Here is a 20,695-nt window from a genome sequence, read left to right on the forward strand (position 1 = left end):
AAAAGATAAAAGATAAAAGATAAAAGATAAAAGATAAAAGATAAAAGATAAAAGATAAAAGATAAAAGATAAAAGATAAAAGATAAAAGATAAAAAGATAAAAAGATATAAGGTGTAGAAATGAGGAAGATATGAGCGGTTTGATCTTGTGCAGAACTAGAGAGGCAGAAAATCCATATTATATAAGTAATATGGATTTAAAGATATATTCTTTAGAAGAACTGTGTTATTACATATACAATAACATATATTTGATAGGAATTGATTTGGTTGATAATAAATTGGTTGCGTTTATTCGTTATGAAATAAAAGAAGCAGAATTAGCGGATAAGTTAGATTATTTTATAAGAGAAAAAGCTGGACTTGCTGAAATCGTCATAACGATACTTAAATATGTTGATTATTATAACTTGAGTGAGATTGAAGAATTACGCGAAATATTGCTAACGCTTGATACACAGAATGTATTAGAACGGTTGAAGGCTAGAGCGGACGGCTTTCTAGAAAACAGATGCTACTTTAGTGCAATGAAAAATTATAGTAATATAATAAATAGTGATAAAGATAATACTTTGCCTGGAATTTTTTATGCAAAAGTATACCACAATATGGGGGTATCTTATGCGAATCTGTATTTGTTTAAGCAATCCATTGAATATTTTAATGAGGCTTATAAAATCGGGCAGCATGAAGAATCTTTGAAATGTAGAATGGTCGCAGAAAAACTTGCACTAGGAAATGAATTTAAAGATACAAACGATTCCAATGAAGATTCAGAAGAGGTATATGTTCTTAATAGGGAAATTGAAACCCTGATGGATAATGCGTCATATAGTGAAGAATACAAAGAACTAGAACATATAAATTCATTAAAAAATGATGGACTTGTAAGTGAATCTTACAAAGCAATTGATGTAGTTTTAGAGGAATGGAAAAAGCAATATACTAAATTCACTACTTAGAATGGAGAAAAATGGGATTATTCGGGCTATTTGGGAATAGAAAAAAAGAACATGAAGAAGATGATTATGAAAGTAATTTAAGAAATTTAGAAGATTTAATATATGATAATAGTGAAATGAAAAGAACAATATCTAAAGTTAGATATTCACGTGCCGTATTTGATTTAGAAGAAGAAGCAAAATTGGAAGCGCAATTGAATTCACATTTGACGGATATTCAATTGAAAGAACAATATGAAAAAGGAATTAAAGAACAGTATGAAAGAGCAATAAAAGAAAGAGAGTCAAATAGGCTTGAGCATATTAATCTCAGAAGATTTTCCCAAAAAGATATTGAGAAATATATCAATAGTCAATGTGACATATTAAATGAAACATCAAAATATATTGATCAAGCAAAGCAAGAGTATTCGGTTGTTATCTCTTATGCTTCAGATATACAGCTAATTGAAGCAGCACCTGAAAATATCAGGAAAAATTTAAGCAAATTAGCAGAAACCATTTCTGGTTTGACCGTTGACAGAAAAAATTCTCATACAACTGAACGTAAGTTATCAAATGACGTATATTTCAGAATGGAGCGTATTGAACCGGAAATGCCAGGTGCGTTAATGCAATTACAGAATAATGAGTCTTATTTTCAAACAGTTAAAAAAGATCTCAAAATACTTGAGGGTGAGCGCGCATCACTTAGAATGGATGCAAAAGATTTAATTAAAAATCATAAGCAAATTAAAAAAGTTTCAATGATGTCAATACTTGGTTTATTCATTATATTTGGTATATTTGTTGCATCAAGCCTGATTATTGAAGAGGAGACTAATTTCCTATTTTTAATCGTTATTGGGTTATCTGCATTATTTTCAATTGGACTTTTTGCATACTTAAAGAATATAGAAAGACAAGTAATCGTGACAGAAATAAAACTGAATAAGGCAATCAGTTTATTAAATAAGGTTAAAATAAAATATATAAATAATGCAAATACAATTGATTATGAATATGCCAAGTATGGTGTTAAAAGCTCTTATCAACTCAGTAATCAGTATGAAGCATATCTCGAAGCAAAAAAACAAAAACTAAAAATTAGCCGTTTGACCGATGAATTAAATGATGCAGAAATTAGACTTGAAACAAACCTTAAGGATTTGCGACTTTATGATCCTCATATTTGGCAAGCGCAGGTCAAAGCACTTATTGATCCAAAGGAGATGGCAGAAGTAAGACATGGATTATCACTTCGTCGTCAGAAGTTGAAAACGCAGATTGAGTATAATATGAATCGATTAAATGAGGTAAAAATGGACATTAAGCGAGTGACCATTGATAATCCTCAATATACAAAGGAAGTATTAAAAATGCTTGAGAATTATGAAAGTAAAACTAGTAAGTAAATTTTAATTAATTTGTATTTAACTGGTTTTTAAAATTTAACTGGTTTCAAAATTTAATAGTTTAGAAATTTTTACTTGCAAAATATTTTCTCTATGATAAAATAGACGATAGGTTTGTATAATAGTTATTTTATACAATATATAATATTTAAAAGCGATGAAGGTGTAGATTGTACAGAAATAGTGATTGAAGTATAATCTAATAGATTCTTATTTTCTAATAGAGATTGGAAGCCATGGGCTGTAAGCTTCCATTAGTTCGGGTAAGAATTCAATTTCACACTGGAGCTGTGTTTTTAAAATGTATCGATTGGCATAAGAATATCTATGCGTAAAGCAGATACAGTAGGAAACAACGGTTATGCACGTTAAGCATACTAAGTGCCTGTAAGAATAACATGAATATGTTAGCAGGAATTAGGGTGGTACCGCGGAATATTTCACTCCGTCCCTTTCTAGGGGCGGAGTTATTTTATTGCTCCCGAGTGGGCACAATTTCAAGTAAAGTGTAGCTTGAATTTAACCAAACAATGTTTCGGAAATCAGAACAAATAGTGTTTTTAATAAGTTTAAGGAGGAATTTAAAATGAAAGAAAGATTAGCGAGTATTAGAGAAAAAGCATTGGCGCAGATCAAAGAGAGTGATTCTTTAGAAAAATTGAATGATATTAAGGTTGCATTTCTTGGTAAGAAGGGTGAACTTACAGAAGTATTAAAAGGAATGAAAGATGTATCTGCTGATGAAAGACCGATGGTAGGTCAAATGGTAAATGATACAAGGCAAGCAATAGAAGCAGTATTTGAAATAGCAAAAAATGAAATGGCAAAGAAAAAAAGAGAATTTCAGATGAAAAATGAAGTAATCGATGTAACGCTTCCTGCAAAGAAAAATAATGTAGGCCATCGTCATCCGAATGCAATTGCTCTTGAAGAAGTACAAAGAATCTTTATTGGAATGGGTTATGAAGTTGTAGAGGGACCCGAAGTTGAGTACGATTACTACAATTTTGAGGCACTTAATATTCCTGCAAATCATCCAGCAAAAGATGAACAGGATACGTTTTATATCAGTGAAAATATAGTCCTTAGAACGCAAACATCGCCAGTACAGGTTAGAGAAATGGAAAAAGGCAAGCTTCCAATCAGAATGATCGCACCAGGCCGCGTTTTTAGAGCAGATGAAGTGGATGCAACACATTCACCATCATTTCATCAAGTAGAAGGTCTAGTAATTGATAAAAATATAACCTTTGCGGATTTAAAAGGAACATTAGCAGAGTTTGCAAAAGAACTTTTCGGACCAGAAACAAAAGTAAAATTCAGACCTCATCATTTCCCATTTACAGAACCAAGTGCAGAAATGGATGTCACATGCTTCAAATGCGGTGGAAAAGGCTGCAGAATGTGTAAAGGCGAAGGCTGGATAGAAATACTCGGCTGTGGCATGGTCCACCCAAGAGTCCTAGAAATGAGCAAAATAGACCCCGATGAATATACAGGATTTGCATTTGGAGTAGGGCTTGAAAGAATTGCATTGTTGAAATATGAAATTGATGATATGAGATTGCTGTATGAAAACGACGTAAGGTTTTTGCGACAATTTTGACCCACGATGAGCCGTGTACCTGCGACTATAAATAAAAATCGTGAGCTCGCTCACGCATTTTCATTTATAGTCGCAGGTATGGGGCGAACGCCCCCAAGCGAAAAAATCGAAGATTTTTTCGCTTGACACGGCAGATTCCCGTTTAGTCACCATAGAAATATTTTTGCTTCCCCCCCCCCGTCCCCCCTTGCACGGCGCAGCTCGTGCACCCCCAAAAGTAATTTAAACTAATTTATAATTTATGAAACTAATTTATGAAACTAATTTATAATTTAAACAAATATATCATAACCCCAATAATCCCCCCCTCCCCAGAAAGGACCCCAAAAAATTATGAATACATCATTATCATGGATTAAAGCATATGTGCCATCTCTCCCCTCCGACATCACAAACCAACAATACACCGATGCCATGACCCTCTCCGGTACCAAAGTAGAGAGCTTTTCAGCCTTCGATGCTGACCTAGACAAAATTCTAGTTGGCCAAATCACCGAAATAACCGCTCACCCAGACGCAGACAAACTAGTAATCTGCCAAGTAAATATAGGAACCACTTCCGTTCAAATCGTAACTGGCGCTCCAAACACCTTCGTAGGAGCCAAAGTCCCAGTTGTTATCGACGGCGGTCGTGTTGCAGGTGGTCATGACGGTAAAATAACGCCAGGCGGAATTAAAATCAAAAAAGGCAAACTTCGAGGAGTAGAATCATTTGGAATGATGTGCTCAATTGAAGAACTTGGTTCATCAAGAGAGTTCTATCCAGATGCCCCAGAAGATGGTTTATACATTTTAAAAGACGATGCAGTAGTTGGTGCAGATTGTATTGAATATCTTGGACTTCGAGATGCAGTATTTGAATATGAAGTAACTTCAAACAGAGTAGACTGTTACAGTGTTATTGGTATTGCAAGAGAAGTCGCAGCAACATTTAGAAAAGAACTTATACTTCCAGTTGTAAAAGCAACAGGAAATAGCGAAAATGTAAATGATTTTATAAAAGTTGATATTCAAGCAAAAGATCTTTGCCCACGATTCACTGCAAGAATGGTTAAAAATATCAAAATTGCTCCATCACCAGAATGGATGCAACGAAGACTTGCTTCATGTGGAATTAGACCAATTAATAACATTGTAGATATTACAAACTATGTAATGGAAGAATTTGGACAGCCAATGCATGCTTATGATTATGATACAATTGCTGGAAATAAAATAATCGTAAGACGTGCAAATGATGGTGAAGAATTTGTTACACTTGACGGACAAACCAGAAAACTTGATTCATCCATTCTTATGATATGTGATGAAGAAAAAGCGGTCGGCATAGCAGGTATTATGGGTGGAGAAAACTCAAAAATTACAGATGATGTTAAAACAATGCTTTTTGAAGCGGCTTGCTTTGATGGAACAAATATTAGAATTTCCTCTAAAAAAGTTGGACTTAGAACAGATGCTTCAGGAAAATTTGAAAAGGGACTTGATCCTAACAATGCAGAAGCTGCAATTAATAGAGCTTGCGAGTTAATTGAAGAACTTAAAGCTGGAGAAGTCGTTGGCGGAATGGTTGATGAATACCCCGTTAAAAGAGAACCAGTAAGAGTAGCATTTAATCCAGAGAAAATCAATAAATTACTTGGAACTAATATTTCAAAAGAAGATATGCTAGGATACCTTAAAAAACTTGAACTTGAATATGATGAAAGCACCAATGAAATTATAGCGCCTACATTTAGACAGGATATTTTATGCATGAATGATCTTGCTGAAGAAGTTGCTAGATTCTTTGGTTATGATAATATTCCGACTTCACTTCCAACAGGCGAAGCAACAACTGGAAAATTATCATTTAAGGCAAGAGTTGAAGATGTTGCTAGAGATATAGCAGAATTTTGCGGATTTTCACAAGGAATGAATTATTCATTTGAAAGTCCTAAAGTATTTGATAAATTAAAGATACCAGCAGATTCAGAGTTAAAAAAGACTGTTACAATATTAAATCCACTTGGTGAAGATTTCAGCATAATGAGAACAATCTCATTAAATGGAATGCTTACATCACTTGCAACGAACTACAATAGAAGAAATAAAGATGTTAAATTATATGAATTAGGAAATATTTATCTTCCAAAACAGCTTCCAGTAACGGAACTTCCAGAAGAAAGAATGCAATTTACATTAGGATTTTTTGGAGAAGGAGATTTCTTTACAATGAAGGGAGTTATTGAAGAATTCCTTGAAAAGGTTGGCTTAAACAAAAGACCAACTTACGATTCAGAATCAGGGAAACCATTTCTTCATCCAGGAAGACAAGCAAATGTAATGTACAATAACAATGTAATTGGCTATTTAGGTGAAGTTCACCCAGATGTTCTAGACACATATGACATCGGCGAAAAAACTTATGTTGCAGTTATTGATATGCCAGAAGTAGTCGAATTAGCTACCTTTGACAGAAAATATAAAGGCATCGCAAAATATCCAGCAGTATCAAGAGATATCAGTATGGTAATGAAAAAATCAATCACGGTAGGAACAATCGAAGCAATTATAGAAAAAAGAGGCGGAAAGCTTCTCGAAAGCTACAATCTATTCGATATTTACGAAGGTTCACAAATCGAATCCGGTTACAAATCAGTTGCATACTCAATCAGTTTCAGAGCAATTGACAGAACCCTTGAAGATAAAGACATTAATGAGGTTATGAGTAAAATACTCAAGGAGCTTAGTGATCTAGGCATAGAACTGCGTCAATAAGAAAGTCTTATGTGGAACTCATGTATGATTGGTGTTGACAGGTTAAGTCTTATGTGGAACTCATGTATGCTTGGTGTTGACAGGTGTTCATCCTCCAAGAAGCTTTGCTAGTAGTTCTAAATATGCGAATTCAAGATTTCTATATGCATACGACTTTTAAAACTCGCCTAGCGGCTCAAACAATTAAGTCTTATGTGGAACTCATGTATGATTGGTGTTGACAGGTGTTCATCCTCCAAGAAGCTTTGCTAGTAGTTCTAAATATGCGAATTCAAGATTTCTATATGCATACGACTTTTAAAACTCGCCTAGCGGCTCAAACAATTAAAAGTCGTATGCGAAATTTCTTGAATTCGCATATTAAGAACTACACGCAAAGCTTCTAAGTCGGAAGCCCACCTGTCAACACCAATCATACATTCGAGCTTCCATCACTGCAACTGCCCCCGAGTGGCCCCTCGGAAGCATAACCACTCCCTCCGGGAGGCGACAGAGGAATCTAGCACTTTTAAGCTTCCGTTGCAGCCACTCGGAAGAATAGCCACTCCCTCCCGGGAGGCGACAAAGGAATCTAGCGCTTTTAAGTTTCCGTTGTAGCCCCTCGGAAGTATAGCCACTCCCTCCCGGGAGGCGACAGAGGAATCTAGCGATTTTAAGCTTCCGTTGCAGCCACTCGGAAGTATAGCCACTCCCTCCCGGGAGGCGACAGAGGAATCTAGCACTTTTAAGCTTCCGTTGTAGCACCTCGGAAGAATAGCCACTCCCTCCCGGGAGGCTACAAATGAATCTAGTGCTTTTAAACTTCCGTTGTAGCCCCTCGGAAGCATAGCCACTCCCCTCCGGGAGGCGACAAATGAATCTAGCGCTTTTAAGCTTCCGTTGTAGCCCCTCGGAAGCATAACCACTCCCCTCCCCCCGGGAGGCAACAAAGGAATCTAGCGCTTTAAAACTTCCTTTGTTAACCACTCGGTCGTGACCGGGCGCGGCGCCAGCCGACGCCAATACCATAAGTCCATGGGCCGAAACTCCGAATGTACTGCTGGTGTCTGGCATATGATTGTGACTTTGGAACTTTTTGTGTGCAACTTTGCATGGCAGTCAATTTTTCGCAGGCACTCTTGACTGTCTGAGCGCAGCGAGTTTCAAGAGTGCCTGCAAATAAGAAAACTTGAATGCCATGCTTAGTTGCACTAAAAAAGTTTCATGGAACAAGCATATGCCAGACACCAGCAGTGCATGAGTTCCCTCCATATACTCAAGTAGAAAGTAGGAAAATATGAACAAAGAAGAATTCTTTTATGAACTCCCCGAAGCCTTAATCGCTCAGGACCCCCTATCCGATAGATCTAGTTCAAGATTGATGGTCCTAGATAAGAATACAGGTGAAATTAGACATAAAATATTTAAGGATATTATAGATTATTTAGAACCAAATGATTGCTTAGTAATAAATGATACAAAGGTAATTCCGGCAAGGCTTATTGGCGAGCGAGTTGGAACAGGGGCAACAATTGAGGTGCTTTTGCTCAAGAGAAAGCCAGATGAAAAGGATATTTGGGAAGTACTTGTTAAGCCAGGTAAAAAAGCAAAAGTTGGAACAGAGATTTCGTTTGGAGATGGGAAATTAGTTGCTAAAGTAATTGATATCGTCGAAGAAGGAAATAGGCTGATTCAATTTTCGTATAATGGTATATTTGAAGAAATATTAGATGAGTTGGGGCAGATGCCTTTACCCCCTTATATTACACATAAACTAGAAGATAAAAATAGGTATCAAACAGTCTATGCAAAGTATCAGGGATCAGCTGCAGCACCAACGGCTGGACTTCATTTTACTAAGGAATTACTAGGTAAAATCAAGGAAAAAGGTGTGACTATTGCAAGTGTAACGCTTCACGTGGGGCTTGGAACATTTCGACCAGTTAAGGAAGAAAACATCCTTGAACATCATATGCATTCAGAATTTTATATGATTAATGAGGAAGCGGCAAAAAAAATAAATGAAACCAAAAAAAATGGCGGTAGGATAATTGCTGTTGGAACAACTAGCACCAGAACACTTGAATCAGCGGCAAAAGAAGATGGAACGATTGAGGCGAGTAGTGGGTGGACAGAGATATTTATATATCCAGGGTATACATTTAAGTCCATTGATGCGCTTATAACGAATTTCCATTTACCTGAATCCACATTAATCATGCTGATTTCCGCATTAGCAGGAAGAGAACATGTACTAAATGCGTATGCAACTGCAGTGGAGGAAAAATATAGATTCTTTAGTTTTGGGGATGCAATGTTGATTCATTAGTTGTATAATAAATTGGGTTTATATTTTTGAGAGAAATAGGGGGATAAGTATATGGAAAATGATCATAGAAAATCTAAGCGAACAGGGATGAATGTAAAAATTAAGCTTAGAACAATTCAAAATGAAGAAATTACTACTGATTCTAATGAAGAAATAGAAGTGGACGTGGTAAATATCTCCAAAGAAGGAATGGGTTTTAAAACACAGAAAGTATTAGTATTTAACGGACTCTACGATACTGTAATTGTACTTTCGAATGGAGAACGATTCAGTTCGATTATTAAAATAATTCGAATGGAGAATGACGGCGAACCTGAAACAGTGTATGGTTGTCATTTTGTTGGAATTAATGGGGCAGATCAATTTAAAATTGATGTGTTTCAGATTTTATGTGAGTATGGAAGAATTTAGTTAAAAAGAATTATCAGAAAATTCTTGATGGATGTTATAATTTGATATATAATATTAACTTGTAGGTGAGTAAGACAGATGATCGCAGATGCAAGTGCCGAAAGGCCGCATGTGAGGAAAGTCCGGGCTTTACAGAGCAGGATGCCGGATAACGTCCGGTGGAGGCGACTCCAAGGCTAGTGCAATAGAAATATACCGCCATTCGTGCATTAAGTACGAGGGTAAGGGTGGAAGGGTAGCTTAAGAGACTACCGCCTGGTTGGTAACAACTAGGGCAGATGTAAACCCCATTCGAAGCAAGACCAAATTAAAAGCGATACGGCTGCTCGTCGTGCTTTTAGGTAGGCCGCTTGAGTCTATTGGTAACAATAGACCTAGATAGATGATCATCTAATACATGACCCGGCTTATAGTTTTGCTCATTTACAATTAAAATATATTTAATCACGAATGTTATATCGTGCAAACAGAAAAATATAAAATCATAGAAGCATAAAATCATAGAATCATAAAAATATAAAGTTATAATCATGTAAACCTAAAAATATAAAGTTATAGTCGTGAAAACTTAGAAAAGTAAAGTCACAGGTGGGAAATTCTTCTCAAATGTGGCTTTTTTTCGAACAAAAGGACACTTTCGGTTGACTAATATTTACCATATAGTACAATACATTATAAGATATAGTATTTAAAATGACATAAGTGAATTACGAGGTGAAACATTGTATAAAATTGCGATATGTGATGACGAGAATATTATGTTAGACTACCTATACAATAAAATTATTTGTATAATAGACGGACATGGCGGAGATCATGAAATATTCAAATTTAATTCAGGTGGGGCTATTTTAGATGCAATCATCTCAAAAGAAATATATTTTGATGTGATATTTTTGGATATAGAGATGGAGAATTTATCTGGGTTGGAAGTGGCACATGAAATCTGTTCAATATCAGACAAGATCAATATTGTGTTTGTAACGAATAGAGATGACCTGGTTTTTGATGCAATTAATTATAGACCATTTAGTTTTATAAGAAAATCAAGAGTGAATGAGGAATTAGAGTTAGTAATTAATCGATTAAAGGAAAAGTATAAGAAGGAAAATGAATTTTGTGAAATTGAAATAGATAAGAAAAAACTAAAATTAAAATTAAAGGATATCATTTATATTGAAAGCCAAGGCCACTATATTTTTATTAAATGTATGGATAAGGATTATAAGATAAGAGGTAAAATTTTTGATTATGAAATAAAGTTGATTAATTATGAATTCATAAGGGTACATATTGCATACTTGGTGAATGTAAGCCATATTCGTTTTGTAAAATACGATGGAATCTATCTAGATAACGATATGGTTTTACCAATAAGTAGAAAAAAAATCGAAATGACAAAAAATATGCACTTAGAATATGTGAGGACATGTGTACATGGAAATAATTAGTAAAACCGCTGAAATTTTAGCTAGTATATTAGACGCTATCGTAATTGTATATTTTTTAAACAGATATTTTAAAGTGAAATATAAAAATGAGATGTTAATATCTGCATTTGGAATAATACCGTTATTTATGATAGCTTATTATCTCTCAGATTATTTTGTACTGCAGGTAGTAACACAAATTATATTGACTTTTGCATATGCTGTAACATTTTTAAAAGGAAGCAAGACTCAAAAGGCAACTATAGATATTGTAATCATTTTAGTTATGGCTATTATTAATATGGCCACAATACAGTTAGTATCCCTTTTTAGTGGTATTAGTGCAGAAATGCTAGTACAAGAAGGATCTGTTCAAAGAATAATGGTTTTAGTAATTACAAAATTATTGCTTATATTTTTCGCTTACTTATGCCTTGATAGGGTGAATGAATTTGTAAAGTTAAAGCGAGATGAGTGGATATTAGTAGTTATATATTTTGTGTCCGCAACTGTAATCTCAATTATATTATTAAATATTGTTGTAAATGTAAGTATGAATTTGTTAGAACAAATTCAGATGATTTCAGTTACAACCTTACTATTAGCAATTACAGCTATTTCTTTTGCTTTGATAGGTAAAATCAGTAAAGATAAGGAATATCAATCAATTAATAAAATATTAAAAATACAGTTAGAGGAACAAAAATCATCACTCTTAAAAACGCAAAAAATGTATGACGAAACACGAAAGCTGAAGCATGATATTAACAGACATTTTACTATTTTCTTGGATATGCTAAAAAATAATGAGATAGAAGATGTTATTAGTAAAATAGAAGAATTCGTTGATATAAAATCTGATAACTCAATTGTATATATAGAGAATAATAATATGATTAATGCAATCCTTAATGAAAAAGTTGGGATTTGTCAAAGTAAAAACATATCTTTCGAATTACAAGTTTCGGCTGCTATTGAGAAAGAAAAAGAATTGGAAATTGCAATAATGATTTCAAATATACTAGATAATGCAATTGAGGCAGAGCTTGAATTGTTAATTGAACACAAAATTATATTGGAAATATTTAGGCATAAAGGGATATATAATGTCATTGTTACTAATAATATTGAAACCTCAGTTTTAAAAAATAACCCAACTCTAAATACGAACAAGAAGAGCCCAAAAGAACATGGTATTGGATTATTAAGCGTAAGAGATACTATAAATAAATTTGAAGGTAATTTTGATTGCTACGAGAAGAACAATCAATTTGCAGTACATATTATGATACCAAATTAATATAGCCAATTAACAAAGCCCAATAAACAGAAGCAAATCTATGAAAATAAACGAGTGAATCCCAATGAATCAAATCCGACTAGAATCGACTTGAAACTACAAATAACAATATAAAATTGCATTATAATGCAAAGTATGCCATTTATACTGTAAAGTATGCCAAGTCTATTGAAAAAAAATTAATATCAGTTATTGTATAAGAGAAGGGAATGTGAACAACTCATGATGTCTAGACTTTCTTATATGTTAACTGAATCTTATTTGAGTAGGGCGGTAATAGAAAAATCAGAAAAGAAGATATATCATAATATATATATACTTCTGTTAAGCGGATTAGTAGATACGATATTATTACTAATAATTGGTGTAGTAATTCAGAAATTTTTACTTACGGTAGTCTTTGTTTTTGTTTTTACGACTACAAGAATGTTTTCTGGGGGATATCATGCGAATAAACATTGGCAGTCCACTTTTATTACTTTTGTTTCATGTTTTATTAGTGTTGAATTTAGTGAACAAATATTGGCTTCATTTGATGAAAAACTATTTCTAATATTAGGGATAGTGATTTGCTATATAATATTTATATTATATTCTCCGATCAAGAATTCTATTAAGCCAATAGATGAAGAAAATATTCAAGCGATTAAAACGAAAAGCCTAGTAGTTCTTAGTATATATGTGTTCATAATAGCATTTGCTTCAAATTATAATCTTGAGTATTCGAATGTAATACTTGTGACACTTCTTGAAGTAACGTTGCTTATGATATTAAGTATAATTAAGCAACGAAGAATAGGCATGAAGAAAGTAGTAAAATAATTGCAAGAGTGTTATGAAAAACATTTCAGGAAGAAGTAAGCTTTAAAAGAGTCAGTATTGTGGGTGATATCATAGGTCAACACTATCATAGGTCAACATTATTATAGTATATAATTTAATTTAAAAGATTACGATTCTGAGGGAATATAATTATATATAGTTACAAATGTGAAAAATTAAAATATTTAATTTGATATTATAATAATGAACGGGCGAATAACTAAGTTATTCGCCCTACCTATTTTCAAAATTCTATTTTATTCGCTTATGATTTATGTTGTGTTGAAATCATCCTTTTTAATGAATCGCTTTCTTTCCATAATTTTTTCCGGTAGCTTCCACACTTCCAACAGAAATTAATGCATTTTCGTCAAACCCATGAACAATCCCTTTTAATTTAGCAAGTTCTAATCGTGATACAACAACATATATGACGTTTGTGGTGTCACCTTTATATGCGCCTTCCCCATGTAACAAGGTAACGCCTCTTCCAAGCCTGTCTGTTAACGCCATGGAAATCTCTTTATGTTCTTGGGATACAATAATTACCGATTTTGATTCATCTAAACCCTCCACAGTAATATCTATCGTCTTAAAAGCAATAAAGTAGGCAATTAGTGAATACATTGCTCTATCCCATCCGAATACAAAGGCTGAACCGCCTAATATAAATAAGTTAAAGAACATTACGATTTCTCCAATAGAGAAACTGCTTCTCCTATCTAATATGATTGCAATGATTTCAGTACCATCTAATGATCCACCATTTCTTATTATTAATCCGATACCTGCCCCAAGTATAATTCCACCAAATATTGTTGCCAATAATGTGTTTTGCGTGAGAGCAGAAAAGGGGTGTAAAACTGATACACCAATTGAAAGACAAACAACTGAAAATAATGTTGAGAGTGCAAATGTCTTTCCTATTTGCTTGTAACCGAGAATTAGAAACGGTGCATTTAGTATAAATATAAATACGCCTAACGGAATATTTGTAAAATAACTTGCCATTATTGAGATACCGGTTATTCCACCGTCTATTATGTTATTTGGTATTAAAAATATCTCGAGGCCGATCGATGCAAGGACTGCTCCCAACAACATTAGCAAAAATTTGTTAATAGTAGCAAACATTTGAATATATTTCTTTTTCATTTAGAATCTCCTTCTTCTTTTATTTCATAACATGAGCCTCATTTTATAGTATTACCCTTATTTAAAACATTTTCTTTATTTTATTGTGATTTGTTCAATTGTACGAATAGCGCCTGCAGTAGAAACTCTATATAATTGATCTGGCTTATTAAAATACTGGAAGAATGTATAGTTAGAAGTGCATTGAACGTTAATAAAATTACCGCTTGCAATGAGCTCTACATTTGAACCATCTATATTCATTCGGTATAAGCCTGCGTCGTCTCCATCTTTTAAAAAGAAAATCTTGTTTTCATATACATTATAGTTCAGGCAATGGCCGGCGGATAAAAGTTCGACAGTTTTATTTTCTGTATTCAGTCGTAAAAGTGAGGATCCTTTATCAAGATCAATATAATATAGAAAATCCCCTTCCATATCGGCATAACTTGTATTTCCTGAATAGTAGGCTGAAATGGAGTTGGTTTTCGTGTCTAGCGTGTAGATATTATGGTCTTCTTTTATACTGGAAAAATATATCTTGCCATTGTAAAAGCTAGAAGGATTGTAATCTACTTTTGAAATCAACTTATTATCAGAGCTATCAATTTTGACTTTGTAAAGAGAAGATGCGGTCTTTTTGTCATTGTGTTGATAATATATATAATTGCCACAAAGACTTATCGTACTTGAAATATTATCATATAACGAAACAACTTTTTTACCATCCAGGTTACATCTAAATACTCCTGTGAGGTCGCTGTTTAATGCTGCATTGGCAGCACTTCCTATTGAATTGTTTTTGACATAATAGATATAGTTTCCATGAACATTAATGGAAGCAATGCGGTCATCAATTAACTTTTTTGGATCTGTACAGTCAGAATTCATCGAATATAGCTTGTTACCATCATATGGATTGGAAAAATATAAAATTCCATTATCCTCGCTAAACGTTCCGCCATTGTTTAGGTTACCAGCAGTGTTACCAACAACATTATCATCATTGAAATGTATTCTTGATTTTATCTGGAAATAAGCAAAAATTCCTATAATTAAAATTACTAAAAAAATTAATATATATGTTTTCCTTTTTTTCATTCGTATACCTCATATTTGTTATAATAACTCGAAATAATATTAAATTTATGTCCTATTATAGCATGTTTTATAGTGTTATAATAGTATAAATATGTTATAATACTTCAAACTTAAGGATACGTTTCCTTAATTGTTAGCTTACTTTTAATAAAAATGAATTATATGAGAGGTACATTTTATGCTAGATCTAAATGAAATAAGAAGACAGATTGATGAAATAGATAAACAGTTAGTTTCCCTATATGAAGAAAGAATGCAACTTGCCACAGATGTTGCAAATTATAAAATAGAAACAGGCAAAAAGATCCTTGATACTTCACGTGAAGAATCAAAGTTAAAAGCGATAGAGAATATGGTTAAAGATGAAACCAATAAGCATGGTGTGAACGAATTATTTACTCAGATTATGGCGATGAGCCGTAAGATGCAGTATAGATTGATGGAACTTAATGGATTAACACTTCGCCAACCTTGTGAAATTATAGATCATATAGATAAAGAACATTGTAAAGTTGTATATCAGGGAGTTCCAGGAGCTTATACCTATATTGCTATGAAACGTTTTTTCGGTGAGAATGTTAATCACATTCAAGTTGATACTTGGCGTGATGTTATGGAAGCTGTTAAGAATGGAGATGCAGATTTTGCAGTCTTTCCTATTGAAAATTCAACTACAGGTACGGTTGCAAAAGTATACGATTTACTTCAGGAATACAATAACTATATAATTGCAGAAACATATGTGAAAGTAGAACATGCACTCCTTGGATTACCAGAGACTGATATGAACAATATTAAAATGGTATATTCACATCCACAGGGTTTACTACAGTGTGAAAAATATCTTGACGGTCATAAGGATTGGCAGCAGATAGGTCAGCCCAATACGGCAGGAAGTGCAAAAAGAATATTAGAAGATAAGGATCCGACGCAGGTCGCAATTGCTAGTAAAGAAGCAGCTCAGTGCTATGGACTTAAAGTCCTTGCTGAAAATATCAACGATGAGGATAATAATACAACCAGATTTGTTATTGTTACCAATAAGAGAATATTTGTAAAAGGCGCCAAAAAAATGAGTATTTGTTTTGAAACAAATGATGAAGCTGGAACTTTGTATAATCTCATGAGCCATATCATATATAATGGTCTCAATATGACCAAAATAGAGTCAAGGCCAATTGAAGGAAGAGCCTGGGAATTTCGCTTTTTTGTAGATTTCATGGGAAATATTGATGATCTTGCAGTTAAAAATGCGTTAAGAGGAATAGAAGAAGAAGCAAACTCTATAAAGTTGCTTGGGAATTATTGAGGTCGAGAGTGGCAAAATCATTACTTTGTCTTCGCAGAATCATCTCCTTGTATGCAAGTTACTAATGGATTCATTGTGTGCTAAGGGCAAGAAAGAAAGTTCTAAACTCCTCACTTCGTTCGTCAGACAGTAGAACTTTCTTTCTTAACGCACACAATGAATCCATAAGTAACTTAGGCATACCGTCAAATGATTCTGCGAAGACAAAGTAATGATTTTGCGGTTGAATCGAACTGGAATAAGTACGGCGCAATGACGGTAGGAGCAGAAGATAAGAGCAGAAGATAAGAGCAGAAGATAAGAGCAGAAGATAAGAGCAGAAGATAAGAGCAGAAGATAAGAGCAGAAGATATTAACAGAAGACAGTAACAAAAGATAGTAATAGAAACAGTAACTGAAGATAGGAACAAAAGAAAATAAAGTGGCCGCGAGTTGGCGGGGGAGGGAGTGTGTATGGCAATTACATTGTTTGCGGCAATTAGCGTGGGTTCGTATGAGTTGGAAATGAAGATATTTGAAATATCAATTAAGAATGGGATTAATGAAGTTGACAGAATTAGTCATATTATTGAGTTAGGGCGGGAAACTTATAATTTTGAAAAGATAAGTTCCGAATTAGTTGATGAGTTATGTGATGTTTTGTATGATTTCCGTGAGATTATGAAATCATATGATATTAAAGCATATAGAGCGTGTGCGACAAGTGCAATAAGGGAAGCTGTTAATGCGCAAAATATTATTGACAGAATCAAGGTGAGAACAGGTCTTGATGTTGATATATTATCCAATTCAGAGCAAAGATATATAAGTTATAAGGCATTTGCAATTAATGAAAAAAACTTCGATAAAATCATTGAAAATGGGACTTTATTAATAGATATGGGAGCTGGCAGTGCACAAGTTACTTTATTTGATAAGGGTTCGTTGATAACTACTCAAAATATTCGATTAGGTGCGTTAAGAATTCGGGAAATGCTTGCGAAGCTTGCTAAGAATGCTGCGAATTATCGTGAAATTATTGAAGAGTATATTGATAATGACATTGAAACGTTATACAAGATATTTATGAAGGATAGAAATATAATAAATATTATAGGTACTGGAGAAAATAGTACCTATATATGCCTCAATCAAAAAGCGATGGAAAATGGGCTGAAAAAGAAAGAAATTATTACAAAAGAGGAATTCTACGATTTGTATGCATTGATTCTTAACAATACAGAGGAACAACTTGCAGATATACTTAATGTCCCACAAGTTCAGGCAAGTTTGATTATACCTAGTGTTATGTTGTTTAGAAGAATATTTCATTTTACACATGCCGTTAATTTATGGATGCCAAATGTAAAACTTGGAGATGGATTAGCAGTTGAGTATGCACAAAAGAATAAATTAATTAAGCCGAATCATGATTTCATGGACGATATTCTTTCAGCAGCTCGGGTGATTTCAATCAGATATCAGTGTAATATGGAACATACAATATTTGTTGAGGAAAATGCACTTAAGATATTTGATGCAATGAAGAAGTACCATGGACTAGGAAAAAGAGAAAGACTGATACTACAGATATCTTCAATCCTTCATGATTGTGGCAAATATGTTAGTCTGATATATCCAGCAGAGGCAGCTTACAATATCATTATGTCAACGGAAATTATTGGATTGTCTCATGCAGAGCGAGATATCGTTGCTCATATTGTAAAATACAATACGCTGGATTTTGACTACAGAAGTGAGATAATAGATGGCAAATATAAGAATATGTATATAACGGTAACAAAGATGATGTCAATTCTGCGTGTTGCGAATGCACTAGACAGAAGCCACAAGCAGAAGATGATTAATACAAAAATGTATGTGGAAGAAAAACAACTAATTATTTCAACAGATACATATGATGATATAACGTTGGAAAAAGGATTGCTCGATGAGAAAGCAACTTTCTTTGAAGAGGTTTATGGAATCAGTATTGTAATAAAACAAAGGAAAAAGTAAGGAGGGGATATAATATGGAAATGCCTATAAGTGAAAATTATTTTAACAGAGAATTAAGCTGGATGCAGTTTAATAATAGAGTATTAAGTGAAGCGAGAGACAAAAACATTCCACTATTTGAAAGACTGAAGTTTTTAAGCATTACGGCTTCTAATCTAGATGAATTTGTAATGATTAGGGTGGCGTCCCTTAAAGATATGGTCTCTGCAGGCTATGAAAAAAAGGATATTGCAGGAATGACACCTTCAATTCAATTAGATAAAATAAATGAGCTTGAACATGAGTTGGTATCACTTCAGTACTCTACGTTAAATCACATTTTGATACCACATCTAGCACAGAACGATATCAATATAGTATCTGATTTTAATAAATTGAATGATAAACAAAAGGAATTTGTAGACAAGTATTTTGAAAATGAGGTGTATCCGGTTTTGACACCTATGGCATTTGACTCTTCGAGACCATTTCCGCTGATACGAAACAAAACACTTAATATTGCATCGTTATTACAGAGAAAAAATGGCGATAAGGAATTGGACTTTGCAACGGTTCAGGTACCTTCAGTACTTCCAAGAATTATTCAAATACCTAGTGAAAAAGGAACAACTGTAATTTTATTAGAGCAAATAATTGAAAAAAATATACAGAAGCTATATCTAAATTATAATGTTATAACCTCATATCCATATAGAATTATGAGAAATGCTGATTTCGAAATTGATGAGGAAGATGTTGCAGACCTTTTACAGGAAATCCAAAAACAGATTAAGAAAAGACAGTGGGGAGAGGCAATTAAGCTTGAAGTCGAAGAAAAGATAGATAAAAGATTGTTAAAGATGCTTAAAAAGAATCTGAAAATTGAAGACAAAGATATATACTATATTAATGGACCACTCGATTTGACATTTCTGATGAAGGTATATTCCATTGATGGATTTGATCAATTAAAGAGTCCGAAATATATGCCACAGTCGGTATGTGGGTTAAATTGTGATGAAGATATATTTACACAAATTAAAGAAGGCGATATTCTGTTACATCACCCATATGAATCGTTTGAACCAGTTGTTGATTTTATAAGGAAAGCTGCAAATGACCCACAGGTTTTAGCAATCAAACAAACTTTATACAGAGTGAGTGGACACTCACTAATTATTGCATCACTAGCAGAAGCAGCTGAGAGAGGCAAGCAAGTTACAGTATTAGTAGAATTGAAGGCAAGATTTGATGAGGAAAACAATATTATATGGGCAAAAAAGCTCGAAAAGGCTGGATGTCATGTAATATATGGACTTATGGGATTAAAAACGCATTGTAAGATAACACTTGTAGTTAGAAGAGAAGAAGATGGTATAAAACGTTATGTTCATCTTGGAACTGGTAATTATAATGATTCAACAGCGAAGTTATATACAGATCTTGGATTATTGACCTGTGCAAATCAAATTGGTGAAGATGCGACTGCCGTATTTAATATGATATCAGGATACTCAGAGCCATTGAAATGGAACAAATTATCGTTAGCACCCATTTGGCTTAGAGATAAATTCTTGTATCTGATTGACAGAGAGATAAAGATCGCAACAGAAGGAAAATCTGCGCATATCATAATCAAGATGAATTCGCTTAGCGATAAGCGCTTAATTGATGAACTTTACAAAGCGTCTTGTGCGGGTGTAAAAATCGATTTGATAGTAAGAGGCATATGCTGTCTTATTCCAGGCGTCATTGGACTAAGTGAGAATATTACGGTACGTTCAATTATAGGTAATTTCTTAGAGCATGCAAGAATGTTCTACTTTGAAAATGGTGGTTATGACGATATCTATTTAGGAAGCGCCGATTGGATGCCAAGAAACCTCGACAAGCGAGTTGAGATAATTTTCCCGGTTGAAGATCAAAATCTAAAAAAAGAAGTATTACACATTTTAGAAATACAGCTTAGTGATAATGAAAAAAGCCATATACTTCAGACAGATGGTTCTTATGAAAAAGTAGATAGAAGAGGGCGAAAAGAAGTGATTAATGCACAAGAGATATTTTGTGCAGAGGCAATCGCTAGGAATAATTCGGATGATAAAAGAAAAGGAACAAGAAGATTTATACCAAGGGAAAATGCGAAAATCAAGGAGCAAAATTTCTAGTTTGATAAACTAGAAA

General features: G+C 33.7%; 14 protein-coding genes and 1 other RNA gene. 13 read left to right on the forward strand and 2 right to left on the reverse strand.

Features of this window, described 5'->3' with window-relative positions:
• Window positions 1-131 precede the first annotated feature (131 nt).
• The 10 genes from BMY18_RS02440 (at window position 132) to BMY18_RS02490 (ending at window position 12,990) form a co-directional block, all read left to right on the forward strand.
• Window positions 132-962: a hypothetical protein gene (locus BMY18_RS02440; RefSeq protein WP_092450241.1), complete on the forward strand. Its 831-nt coding sequence runs from the start codon at window positions 132-134 to the stop codon at window positions 960-962.
• Window positions 963-973: 11 nt separating this feature from the next.
• Window positions 974-2,356, forward strand: coding sequence for a DUF2304 domain-containing protein (locus tag BMY18_RS02445; protein ID WP_092450243.1), 1,383 nt, complete (start codon window positions 974-976; stop codon window positions 2,354-2,356).
• A gap of 586 nt (window positions 2,357-2,942) precedes the next feature.
• Window positions 2,943-3,962, forward strand: coding sequence for a phenylalanine--tRNA ligase subunit alpha (gene pheS / locus BMY18_RS02450; RefSeq protein WP_092450245.1), 1,020 nt, complete (start codon window positions 2,943-2,945; stop codon window positions 3,960-3,962).
• Window positions 3,963-4,295: 333 nt separating this feature from the next.
• Complete coding sequence (gene pheT / locus BMY18_RS02455; RefSeq protein ID WP_092450247.1) at window positions 4,296-6,719, forward strand: phenylalanine--tRNA ligase subunit beta; 2,424 nt, start codon at window positions 4,296-4,298, stop codon at window positions 6,717-6,719.
• A 1,276-nt stretch (window positions 6,720-7,995) separates the two neighbouring features.
• A complete protein-coding gene (gene queA / locus BMY18_RS02465; RefSeq protein ID WP_092450251.1) occupies window positions 7,996-9,027 on the forward strand; it encodes a tRNA preQ1(34) S-adenosylmethionine ribosyltransferase-isomerase QueA in 1,032 nt (343 codons plus the stop codon).
• A gap of 51 nt (window positions 9,028-9,078) precedes the next feature.
• Window positions 9,079-9,438 (forward strand): PilZ domain-containing protein, encoded by a 360-nt coding sequence (locus BMY18_RS02470; RefSeq protein WP_092450253.1) that lies wholly within the window; start codon window positions 9,079-9,081, stop codon window positions 9,436-9,438.
• A gap of 66 nt (window positions 9,439-9,504) precedes the next feature.
• Window positions 9,505-9,864: RNase P RNA component class A (rnpB, locus tag BMY18_RS02475), an RNA gene on the forward strand.
• Window positions 9,865-10,160: 296 nt separating this feature from the next.
• Complete coding sequence (locus tag BMY18_RS02480) at window positions 10,161-10,889, forward strand: LytR/AlgR family response regulator transcription factor (RefSeq protein WP_092450255.1); 729 nt, start codon at window positions 10,161-10,163, stop codon at window positions 10,887-10,889.
• On the forward strand, window positions 10,876-12,168 hold the full coding sequence (locus BMY18_RS02485; RefSeq protein ID WP_092450257.1) for a GHKL domain-containing protein: 1,293 nt from the start codon (window positions 10,876-10,878) through the stop codon (window positions 12,166-12,168). Before BMY18_RS02480 ends, BMY18_RS02485 begins: the two co-directional genes overlap by 14 nt.
• A 222-nt stretch (window positions 12,169-12,390) precedes the next feature.
• The gene (locus tag BMY18_RS02490) at window positions 12,391-12,990 is read left to right on the forward strand and encodes an accessory gene regulator B family protein (RefSeq protein WP_092450259.1); all 600 of its coding nucleotides are present in this window, start codon (window positions 12,391-12,393) and stop codon (window positions 12,988-12,990) included.
• A 297-nt stretch (window positions 12,991-13,287) separates the two neighbouring features.
• On the opposite strand, the gene BMY18_RS02495 is transcribed toward BMY18_RS02490, so the two are convergent.
• Together BMY18_RS02495 and BMY18_RS02500 are read right to left on the reverse strand one after the other, a co-directional pair.
• Window positions 13,288-14,145, reverse strand: a complete 858-nt coding sequence (locus BMY18_RS02495) for a YitT family protein (RefSeq protein ID WP_092450261.1) — start codon at window positions 14,143-14,145, stop codon at window positions 13,288-13,290.
• A gap of 75 nt (window positions 14,146-14,220) precedes the next feature.
• Window positions 14,221-15,225, reverse strand: a complete 1,005-nt coding sequence (locus BMY18_RS02500) for a DUF5050 domain-containing protein (protein ID WP_092450264.1) — start codon at window positions 15,223-15,225, stop codon at window positions 14,221-14,223.
• Window positions 15,226-15,403: 178 nt separating this feature from the next.
• Between BMY18_RS02500 and pheA the strand changes: the two genes are divergently transcribed.
• From pheA to BMY18_RS02515, 3 genes are all read left to right on the forward strand, one after another.
• Complete coding sequence (gene pheA, locus BMY18_RS02505) at window positions 15,404-16,534, forward strand: prephenate dehydratase (RefSeq protein WP_092450267.1); 1,131 nt, start codon at window positions 15,404-15,406, stop codon at window positions 16,532-16,534.
• A 453-nt stretch (window positions 16,535-16,987) separates the two neighbouring features.
• On the forward strand, window positions 16,988-18,532 hold the full coding sequence (locus BMY18_RS02510; RefSeq protein WP_092450269.1) for a Ppx/GppA phosphatase family protein: 1,545 nt from the start codon (window positions 16,988-16,990) through the stop codon (window positions 18,530-18,532).
• 14 nt (window positions 18,533-18,546) lie between these two features.
• Window positions 18,547-20,679: an RNA degradosome polyphosphate kinase gene (locus BMY18_RS02515; protein ID WP_092450270.1), complete on the forward strand. Its 2,133-nt coding sequence runs from the start codon at window positions 18,547-18,549 to the stop codon at window positions 20,677-20,679.
• Window positions 20,680-20,695 lie beyond the last annotated feature (16 nt).

Source organism: [Clostridium] fimetarium, from assembly GCF_900111235.1.
GTDB classification, from domain to species: domain Bacteria; phylum Bacillota; class Clostridia; order Lachnospirales; family Lachnospiraceae; genus Clostridium_N; species Clostridium_N fimetarium.